The following is a 9,118-nucleotide window of genomic DNA, read 5'->3' on the forward strand; positions in this document are numbered from 1 at the left end:
TAACAGCTCGACTCACAAGACCTCGGAGGTCAAAACCTGGCTGGCCAAGCACCCTCGCTTCAAACTCCATTTCACGCCTACGAGCGCATCGTGGCTGAACGCCGTTGAGGGGTGGTTTGGCCAACTGGAACGGCGCGCGCTTTATCGAGGCATTTTCACCAGCGTTGGTGAGTTGAAGTCAGCTATTAAAAAGTACATCAAGGTCCACAACGAAAAACTGGCCAAGCCATTCCGGTGGCATAAAAGCGCCGAAGCTATTATGACATCAGTGGCGCGGGCAAAGCTGAGCTTAATTGACAATAAGCGCGCGAATTAACCGAACGGGACACTAGGAACCGCTCTTAACTTTCTTGGAAGGTTTGAAGATAGTTTGCCGATCCTGCTTGAACAGGCAGAGCATATCCAGCCTGATGCAATGAGCTGGTTTCAGCTTGGTGCAGCGTACGGTGACCTTGGCCAATCAGAGCAAGCTATTAAATCCTATGAGAAAGCGTTAAATCTTGATCCAGAATACGACTTGGCGATGTTCAATCTAGGTGGTGTCTATTGGAATAGAGGGAGCATAGTCGAGGCTTTGGATATTTGGAGAAGGGCGATTGAGCGTTTTCCAGATCATGAGCTTACTGCCAAACTTCAACGCGATTTTCCGCAGTTCTTTCCTCGGGATATCGACTAGCAGCATGAAAACCTGATTTTGATGTTGTTGGTTTACCTGTTTAGCATTAGGAATTTGGTGTCGTAAGTCGGGTATGGTAATGGAGTCGGTTTCAAGCCCCGCATTTTAGCGGCTAAAATTTCTCTTGATAGCTTTCTAGGTTCTTAGGTTCCTAGCAGGAATTCCTTTCGAACTGACGCCAACGCTTTAGACACGGCTTGGCGTGTCATTGGCTGCTGCTTGGCGTTCAGTATTTGCTTTCCGATTTCTGTCTGGTTAAATCCGTCTCGCTTGAGTACCAGCATTTTTTTCTTGGTATCTGATAGCTTAGAGTCCACCATCCTTCGGGCTAGATTGCGTAATTCGGCCTTGTCTGCTGGTTGTAAAGTTTTGCCTAGCATCAAGTAAAGGAAGTATTGATCGACCAGTTTATCGCCAGACATTAAAGGTCTAGAGCGATTGGCGCATTGCTTGTTTATTCTTTCTAATTCAATGTCAAACTGCGCGATAGAGCGTGTTGCCTGCTTATATAAAGGATTCCAAGCTCCATTTGGTAATTTTGGTTGGTGATTTGTGCAGTACAAGTTGCTTAGACGTAGAACGTCATTGCTACCACGCAATTGGGATTTGTTATCCGAGAATGATGTTAGCGTAGTCGGAGAACCACAGAAACGACAAAAGCTGTGGCGGCGCTTGTCATTTAGCCCTCTAGATGTTCCGTTGATGCATCGCATTGAAGACTTTACCGGTTGCTTGCATGCACAGTCCTGAACTAATTCAATCAGTGATTCATGTGTTGCGATAAACCTTTGATCTGTCTTGGTCTGTTGGTCTTTTGTTTTTATGAACGCTCTTAGCAGGTGGCGTTGTAGGCGGACCGCTGCATCAAACCCGACCAGCTGAGCCATCTCGCTGAAAGATACCTCTGTTGAACCTGGCATGTGTACCAGGTAGTCAGGCGGGAGTGTTTCCCTGTATGCGGTTACAGCAGGGTCTATCAGCTCAGGTATTAGCCGATGAATGGGGTAGCGCCGGGATGCTGCGGAATATGGTTTCCAGCTATCTCGGAACTGGCGGATGGCGCTGGCAATATCTGGATCACAACCATTCCAGATAGCTATATAGTAATTGCCAAGTCGTTTCTTTGCTTGCTCTTCACTTTCCATGTCAACCATTTTATCCAATTTATAGGCTTAATCAAGTGGCATTGCTGGGCACCATAGAGCTTTCATAAGTAAGTGGAGGCACAAGTATGCAAGCAATGGCAAACAAGACACTGATCAATCGAAAAGTGCTATTGGAGATGATTCCGCTCTCCTCACGGACAATTTATAACTTGGAGATGTAGTCCCCCCAGAAAATAATCGAGGTTTTGAGTAGAGACTTTTACAATGATCGCAGAAGGAGCGACAGATGAAGAAGTCTCGATTTACTGACAGCCAGATCATGGCGATTTTGAAGCAGCACGAAGCCGGTGTTCCGGTGGCTGAGTTGTCTCGTGAGCACAACGTCAGCACGGCCCTGATTTATCAGTGGCGTTCGAAGTTTGGCGGTATGGATGCATCCATGATGAAGCGCCTGAAGGAATTGGAAGCTGAGAACGCTCGCCTGAAGAAGATGTATGCCGAAGAGCGGCTCAAAGCTGAACTGCGCCAGGAAGCTCTTGAGGGAAAGTTGTAAGGCCATCTCAACGCCGGGAGATGGCCATCAAGGGCGTGGCCAAACATGGCATCAGTATTCGGTTGGCCTGTGTGGTGTATGGCATCAGCGAAACCTGCTATCGCTACCAGGCGAAGCTTGGTGGCGAGAACGCACTGGTGGCGGACTGGCTGTTACGGCTCACACAAACGCACAAGCGCTGGGGCTTTGGCCTGTGCTTCCTGTATCTGCGTAACGTGAAGGGCTACCCTTGGAACCATAAACGCGTGTATCGCATTTACCGGGAGCTGGAACTGAACCTGCGCATCAAGCCCCGACGAAGGATCCAGCGGGATTATCCAGGTGAGCTGGATGTGCCGACCGCGCCCAATCAGGTCTGGTCGATGGACTTCATGAGCGATCAACTGGTTAGCGGCAAGACGTTCCGAACCTTCAATGTGATTGATGACTACAACCGGGAAGGCCTGGGCATTGAAGTCGACTTGTCATTACCCGCACAACGGGTGATTCGTGCCCTGGACCAGATCATTGAATGGCGCGGCAAACCCGCAGCGATTCGATGTGACAATGGGCCAGAATACATCTCGCAGTCACTGATAAACTGGGCCAACAGAAACCGAATTACGCTGATCTACATTCAGCCTGGCAAGCCCACCCAGAATGCTTACATCGAGCGGTTCAATCGGACCGCACGACATGAATGGCTAGACTTGCATCAGTTCGAAAGCATTGCCCATGCTCAGCTATTAGCGACTCAGTGGCTCTGGCAGTACAACAACGAACGACCGAACACGGCCATTGGAGGAATACCCCCGTCCAGACTACTGGAGGCCGCTTAATTCTCTATTCAAAAGAACGGTTAGAAATGGGGGGATTACAGAGAAGCGGGGTGAGTTCCCTCGCCGAATTGCACTTACCAGCAGAAACGTCGCGTGGGACCTGTCGGAAGTAGAGCAGTGGATTGAGGAGCGTAAGTCTTCAGGAATCCAGGCTACTCGGCCTGGCAACACCATAGGGGCCTAACATTATGGCCCTTGATCTTATGGCGGCCTTTTCGGAAACGCCGCCGCCTCTTGATTATGTTTTACCTAACATGGTTTCCGGTACGGTAGGGGCCTTGGTTTCACCAGGTGGTGCCGGAAAATCCATGCTGGCCTTACAGCTTGCCACGCAGATCGCTGGAGGCCCAGACTTGCTGGAAGTCGGAGAATTTCCTGTTGGGCCAGTTATCTATCTTCCCGCAGAAGATCCTCCCGCTGCTATCCATCACCGATTACATGCGCTTGGAGCGCATCTCACCGCCGAGCAGCGGCAAGCTGTTGCTGAAGGCTTGCTGATTGAGCCGCTGATAGGAAGGTGCCCCAATATTATGTGTCTCGATTGGTTCGATGGCCTTAAGCGAGCGGCTGCGGGTCGCCGCCTTATGATCCTGGACACCTTACGTCGTTTCCACATCGAAGATGAAAACGTTAGCGGTCCAATGGCGCAAGTGATCGGACGTATGGAAGCCATCGCCGCCGATACAGGGTGCTCTATCGTATTTTTGCACCATGCTAGTAAGAGCGCCGCCATGATTGGTGCGGGTAACCAGCAACAGGCCAGCCGTGGGTCGTCTGTTCTGGTCGATAACATTCGCTGGCAATCGTACCTGTCTGGCATGACGCAAACTGAGGCTGAGGAATGGGGTGTTGATGATAGTCAGCGTGGGTACTTCGTTCGCTATGGCGTGAGCAAGGCGAATTATGGCTCTCCTTTCGCAGAGCGTTGGTTCCGGCGTCACGAGGGCGGTGTGCTCAAACCTGCCGTGCTGGAGAGGCAGCGCGTAGCCAATGGCGTGCTGCCATTCAAGAAATCTAAGGTGAGGTCACGTGATGAGCTTTGATCTTACCCATGTTCGACATGATCCAGCTCACTGCCTGGCTCCTGGCTTGTTCCGTAGTCTGAAGCGTGGAGAGCGAAAGCGGCTCAAGCTGGACGTAACCTATACCCATGGCGAGGATTCGATACGTTTCTGGGGGCCTGAGCCTCTAGGTGTTGATGATCTTCGCATCCTACAAGGGCTTGTGGCTATGGCCGCAATTTCTGGTGATGGGGGACGCGGGATTGTGCTGCGAAACGAAACAGAGTCAGAAGTTGGGCAGCAATTGCGTCTCTTGCTAGACCTGAAGTGGGACGCGGTTGAGAAGGATGCAATGGTTGCCAAGGGCAGCTTTCGACAACTGGCCCGAGAACTTGGGTATGCCGACGATGGAGGCAGCCAGTTCAAAACTATCCGCGATAGCATCGAGCGCCTATGGGCAGTATCGGTCATTGTGGAGCGTAACGGGCAGCGTCAGGGTTTCCGCATCTTGTCCGATTACGTCAGCGACGACCGGGAAGGTAAACTGTTTGTCAGCCTAAACCCTCGATTAGCAGAGGCTGTAATGGGAGAGCGTCCACATACTCGGCTCGACATGACTGAGGTTCGGGCGCTACAGACCGATCCTGCTCGATTAATACATCAGCGATTATCGGGCTGGATTGATGCCGGTAAATCTGGACGGGTAGAACTGAATACTCTTTGCAACTACGTTTGGCCGGATGCAACGAAGAACCCCAACACCTTGAAAAAGCGCCGTCAGACGGCCCGGAAAGCGTTGACTGAACTTATTTCAGTGGGCTGGACTGTACATGAATACGCCAAGGGAAAATGGGAGATTAGGCGGCCAGGGGCCAACCAAGCCAGCCCCCGGCGTGACAGCACCCATCCCCGGCATAATAGTACCCGTCCCCCGGCATAACGGTATCCCATCCCCGGCATAACGGTACCCGCTTCAATCGCGCAAACGCTTGCAGGGCAAGGCTTTCCGGCCTGTTTTGGAAATTGATCCAAGATATTCCAAAGAATATCCATCATGCGCGGCATAGCCCGCGCCTGAATGGCGCGTTCATGCCTTGCCAACTCAATCGGCCTTTGGCCGATGTTTTAACGCCAAGAGGGTGGCCGATTCTGCTTCCTCGCTAAGGGCTATCACCTCTTCTTGGCGTTCAATCCGTCCGAAGGACGACTAAAGCCGCCTTATACGCTCCAGGAGCGTCGTTCAGAGGCCGACTAGGGGTGCCGGAGGGCGATGCCCGAAGCGCCTCTCTGGGCGGTTCAGAAAGCCGTATTCAATGCATCAAGATGAATAGCAACTTAAGCCAGTAGCGGTCTGTAAATGTGTGTAGTTTGTAGTATGTAGTAGCACCATACAACATACTACAACGCTACATTTCCTATTCGCATATACATCGTGCTCGCAACCTGTCTGAAGGTGGGCGCGCGGCGCAACAAGAATACCTCAACTAATACCGACCCCAAACAGTCAATGAAATGGCAGTCAAGTGGGTGGGGTGTTATGGAAGTCTTTGTAAAACAAAGCAATGTGTCGGATGCCCACGTGTTTCATTGACATTTGAGGGGCGGGATTTCAAGCAAGGTGGCCACATGAGGCAACTCACAGGAAAGCTGTGTTTTTGTGTGTGGTGAATGGCGAGGAAAGTAGTCATCTCAAAACGCTGCTAGACCACTATTTTAGCGCTGTTGAGTCGCTATAAGTGCGCTGTCATACCGCTGTAAAGGTCGATTTACTCGGAAAAACACGGTTTGCACAGGAATAAACATGTTATTGCACAGAAATGCACATACCGTACGTGCAAGAATCAACGCTGTGGTGCGGGCAGGATAGGTGAAGTAGGCCCACCGACAAGTCGGCGGTTCCTTCTTCACTTACCTTATTCGCGCCGGGGCGCTCAACGGTAATCCTGCTCTGCGAGGCCATTGTCTGCCGCCGTAGGAGTTGTTGGTTTAAATTTTCCTATGTCAACCTTTATGTCCAATTATTGGGCTTATACGTTATGCATTGAAAGGCACGATAAAGCATTCATTGGTAATGGAGATCAACGAATGCAAAATGTGAAAAGAAAAAATTTAGCCGCTAAAATTACTCTGGTTGTCGCCATGACGGCCTGCACTTTTCAGCCTACCTATGCCGGTATTCCTGTCGTTGATGGCACCAATCTGACGCAAAACATCATGTCTGCTTTGGAAGCGGTCGCGCAGACGGCCAAGCAGATTCAGGAATACCAAACCCAACTCCAGCAGTACGAAAACCAACTGCAAAACACGATGGCCCCGGCGGCCCATATTTGGGACCAGGCGCAGCGCACCATCAACGATCTGAACCAGGCGACCAACACGCTCGCCTATTACCAGAACCAACTTGGCAGCCTCGATGCTTACCTGGGCAAGTTCCAGGACGTGGCCTATTACCGCAGCTCGCCTTGTTTCTCGGCGGCGGGATGCAGTGATGCCGAACGAGCCGCGATGGCCGAGAACCGTCGCCTGGCGTCTGAATCGCAGAAGAAGGCCAACGACGCGCTGTTTAAGGGCCTGGAGCAGCAGCAAGACAATCTTGAAGCCGACGCCCGACAGCTTAACCGCCTGCAATCTGCCGCCCAGGGCGCAGACGGCCAACTGGCCGCCATTGGCTACGCCAATCAGCTCGCCAGCAACCAGGCTAACCAGCTCCTGCAAATCCGTAGCCTGCTGATTGCTCAGCAGAATGCCGTTGGCACTCGAATGCAGGCGGATGCTGACCGCGAAGCTCAATATCAAGCGTCCCGTGAAAGGTTGTTCGATATGGGCGAGCCAACCGACCGTTCAGAAAACAGGGGGTTTTAATCATGAAGAATATCACCCGAGTTTTTATCGTTAGCGCGTTGGCCTCTTTCGTTCTGGTGGGGTGCGGTGAAGATGACGGGCCAAAGCCTGCAACGATCAACTGTGACAACCCAAACCTGACGAAAGAGCAGAGGGAAGAAGGGAACTGTCTTTGGGATATGGGCGAACCCACTGATCGCTCCAAGAACAAGGGGTTCTAATCATGAGCAAGATATTCATTCGACTTGTGATGCTCCTGGCAGTTTTACTGACTTCGCAAACTGCGTCAGCGGCCATTGAGCCTAATGGTGTCTTGGATGAAGTGGCCGTGCGTTTCATGACGGCCAGTGCTACTTGGGGCACGGTAATTACAAACTATGCCGCCTGGCTGTTCTGGACGCTGGGCACTATATCCCTTGTTTGGACTGGCGGGACCTTAATCCTTAAACAAGCGGATATAAGGGAGTTCTTTGCCGAGTTCGTGCGCTTCATCCTGACGTTTGGTTTCTTTCTCTGGTTGCTCAGAAACGGCCCAGACTTTGCGACGTCAATCATCGACTCGTTGAGAATGGTCGGTGCTCAAGCCGGTGGCCTTCCGAGAGACCTAACTCCGTCAGAGCCTATTAGTATTGCGTTCGACATTATTGTGAAAGCTGGTAAGTCCTACAGCATCACAAGCCCGATAGATAACTTGTCTATCTTCTTAATCACGCTGGCAATTTTGGCTTGTATGGCGGTAGTGGCAGCCAATGTGTTGTTGGCCTTGGTGACGGCTTGGATATTGATCTATGCCGGTGTCTTCGTGCTGGGGTTTGGTGGTTCGCGTTGGACTTCAGATATAGCAATCAACTACTTCAAAAGCGTATTGGGCGTTGCTTTGAAGTTGATGACAATGACGTTGCTCATTGGCATTGCCATGTCGATCATGGACGGTTTCTATGCCGATCTATCCAATGATGCCCCTATGCGTGAACTGCTGGTGATCTTTGTCGTTTCACTGGTTCTCGTGATGCTTATTCACTCGGTTCCCAATGTGGTTGCCAGCCTGGTTCCTGGAGGCGGTGCGGCGGCAGGTGCTGGCAGTATCAGTGCCGGGGCGATGGCCGGAGCGGCTGTTGCCACTGGTGGGATGGCTGCCGGTGCAGCAATGGCTACCGCCGGCGGTGCGTCTGCTATTCAGGCTGCATTTGCAAAAGCAGGTGAGAACGTAGCGAACAATACTGACGTTATGTCGAGCTTGGGTGGAGCATTTAGCGGTGGCGGCGATTCTGATGAAGCTGGCTCCTTTTCCCAAGCTTCCGGCCAATCTTCTAGCGGTGGCGAATCCTCTGGCGGCGGCTTTAAAGGCAGCGCTGTAAAAGCGGGTCGTATTGCAGCGGATACCGGTGCGAATTTGATGAAGGGAATGAGTGATATGGCCGGGGATCGAATTGGCCGCACTGCTGGAGGCCGTTTAGCCAGCTCGATCCGAAACAGTACGAAAGATGACGGGGATGACGACGACAAGGAGGGCGACTGACGACGCTTCCCCTGCATTTGACAACGATAGCTTAGGCGGTGTTGGCACTGGCTGGATGAATCAAACCGGCGGTTTTGATGACCTATCCAGTGAGGACCAGGAAGAAGCCCGTCAAGCACACGCAGAATGGCAAGAGCGCGACCCGGAAAAGCACACCTTCGACGTTGAGGACTACGTTTCGTATGCCCAGGAACGTCAGCAGGAGCGAAATAGCGAGATTGCCAGCTTTGTTAAAAAAGGCCGCATGGCCTAACTAGTGTGCCGTTCGGTTAATTCGCTGACTCATATTGGTTATAATGAGGCTATCGATCAGCAAAAATAGGTTCCCATTGTGCCCAAGCCAGCAGCCCCGTTTAATCTGACCGTTAACGATCAACTGGAACTTGAAGGCTGGTGCCGAACAAGCACTCTGAGTCAGCATCTGGCTCAACGCGCCAGGGTCCTTCTGTTACTGAATGAAGGCGAGACGCCTCAAGGGATTGCAGACTCGCTTCAGGTGAGCACTCAAACGGTCTTCAAATGGCGCAAGCGTTATAGCGAGCAAGGTCTTGAAGGACTTTATGATGCGCCGCGACCGGGGCAGCCTCGAAAGCTGGACAACAAA

At 51.8% G+C, this 9,118-nt stretch carries 12 protein-coding genes; 11 read left to right on the plus strand and 1 reads right to left on the minus strand.

All coding sequences use genetic code 11. The features are described 5' to 3' along the window. On the plus strand, positions 1-316 hold a 316-nt coding region (locus BM036_RS19270; RefSeq protein ID WP_218144848.1), incomplete at its 5' end, for a transposase. Between the two features lie 54 nt (positions 317-370). Then, the gene (locus tag BM036_RS19275) at positions 371-676 is read left to right on the plus strand and encodes a tetratricopeptide repeat protein (protein WP_218144849.1); all 306 of its coding nucleotides are present in this window, start codon (positions 371-373) and stop codon (positions 674-676) included. A gap of 143 nt (positions 677-819) precedes the next feature. On the opposite strand, the gene BM036_RS19280 is transcribed toward BM036_RS19275, so the two are convergent. Continuing rightward, a complete protein-coding gene (locus BM036_RS19280) occupies positions 820-1,821 on the minus strand; it encodes a LuxR family transcriptional regulator (protein ID WP_091855261.1) in 1,002 nt (333 codons plus the stop codon). A 247-nt stretch (positions 1,822-2,068) separates the two neighbouring features. Here BM036_RS19280 and BM036_RS19290 point away from each other — a divergent pair. From BM036_RS19290 to BM036_RS19330, 9 genes are all read left to right on the plus strand, one after another. After that, positions 2,069-3,153, plus strand: a protein-coding gene (locus tag BM036_RS19290; protein WP_091855255.1) for an IS3 family transposase whose coding sequence is annotated in 2 segments (ribosomal slippage) — positions 2,069-2,330 and positions 2,330-3,153 — 1,086 coding nt in all. Because the reading frame shifts where the segments join, the coding sequence is not laid out codon by codon here. Next, positions 3,113-3,337 (plus strand): helix-turn-helix transcriptional regulator, encoded by a 225-nt coding sequence (locus tag BM036_RS19295; RefSeq protein WP_091855256.1) that lies wholly within the window; start codon positions 3,113-3,115, stop codon positions 3,335-3,337. The genes BM036_RS19290 and BM036_RS19295 overlap by 41 nt, the downstream gene beginning before the upstream one ends. Before the next feature lie 4 nt (positions 3,338-3,341). Further along, the gene (locus BM036_RS19300) at positions 3,342-4,196 is read left to right on the plus strand and encodes a helicase RepA family protein (RefSeq protein ID WP_091855257.1); all 855 of its coding nucleotides are present in this window, start codon (positions 3,342-3,344) and stop codon (positions 4,194-4,196) included. Then, a complete protein-coding gene (gene repC / locus BM036_RS19305; RefSeq protein ID WP_091855258.1) occupies positions 4,186-5,094 on the plus strand; it encodes a replication protein C, IncQ-type in 909 nt (302 codons plus the stop codon). Before BM036_RS19300 ends, repC begins: the two co-directional genes overlap by 11 nt. Positions 5,095-6,248: 1,154 nt before the next feature. Then, positions 6,249-7,016, plus strand: a complete 768-nt coding sequence (gene trbJ / locus BM036_RS19310; RefSeq protein WP_091855262.1) for a P-type conjugative transfer protein TrbJ — start codon at positions 6,249-6,251, stop codon at positions 7,014-7,016. A gap of 2 nt (positions 7,017-7,018) precedes the next feature. Next, on the plus strand, positions 7,019-7,216 hold the full coding sequence (locus BM036_RS19315) for a hypothetical protein (protein WP_000790452.1): 198 nt from the start codon (positions 7,019-7,021) through the stop codon (positions 7,214-7,216). Positions 7,217-7,218: 2 nt separating this feature from the next. Then, positions 7,219-8,514 carry a P-type conjugative transfer protein TrbL gene (trbL, locus tag BM036_RS19320; RefSeq protein WP_091855259.1) on the plus strand — a complete coding sequence of 432 codons (1,296 nt, stop codon included), beginning with the start codon at positions 7,219-7,221 and terminating at the stop codon, positions 8,512-8,514. After that, positions 8,489-8,767: a hypothetical protein gene (locus BM036_RS19325; protein WP_218144850.1), complete on the plus strand. Its 279-nt coding sequence runs from the start codon at positions 8,489-8,491 to the stop codon at positions 8,765-8,767. The genes trbL and BM036_RS19325 overlap by 26 nt, the downstream gene beginning before the upstream one ends. Before the next feature lie 78 nt (positions 8,768-8,845). Beyond that, a partial coding sequence (locus tag BM036_RS19330) for a helix-turn-helix domain-containing protein (RefSeq protein ID WP_177186122.1) occupies positions 8,846-9,118 on the plus strand: 273 nt, incomplete at its 3' end.

This window comes from Marinobacter segnicrescens, from assembly GCF_900111555.1.
Classification (GTDB): Bacteria; Pseudomonadota; Gammaproteobacteria; order Pseudomonadales; family Oleiphilaceae; genus Marinobacter; species Marinobacter segnicrescens.

Excerpts from the sequence above, each read along its gene's own strand:
- BM036_RS19280 (WP_091855261.1), bottom strand. The coding sequence starts at position 1,821 with ATGGAAAGTGAAGAGCAAGCAAAGAAACGACTTGGCAATTACTATATA.
- BM036_RS19300 (WP_091855257.1), top strand. The coding sequence starts at position 3,342 with ATGGCCCTTGATCTTATGGCGGCCTTTTCGGAAACGCCGCCGCCTCTT.
- repC (WP_091855258.1), top strand. The coding sequence starts at position 4,186 with ATGAGCTTTGATCTTACCCATGTTCGACATGATCCAGCTCACTGCCTG.
- BM036_RS19315 (WP_000790452.1), top strand. The coding sequence starts at position 7,019 with ATGAAGAATATCACCCGAGTTTTTATCGTTAGCGCGTTGGCCTCTTTC.
- trbL (WP_091855259.1), top strand. The coding sequence starts at position 7,219 with ATGAGCAAGATATTCATTCGACTTGTGATGCTCCTGGCAGTTTTACTG.
- BM036_RS19325 (WP_218144850.1), top strand. The coding sequence starts at position 8,489 with ATGACGACGACAAGGAGGGCGACTGACGACGCTTCCCCTGCATTTGAC.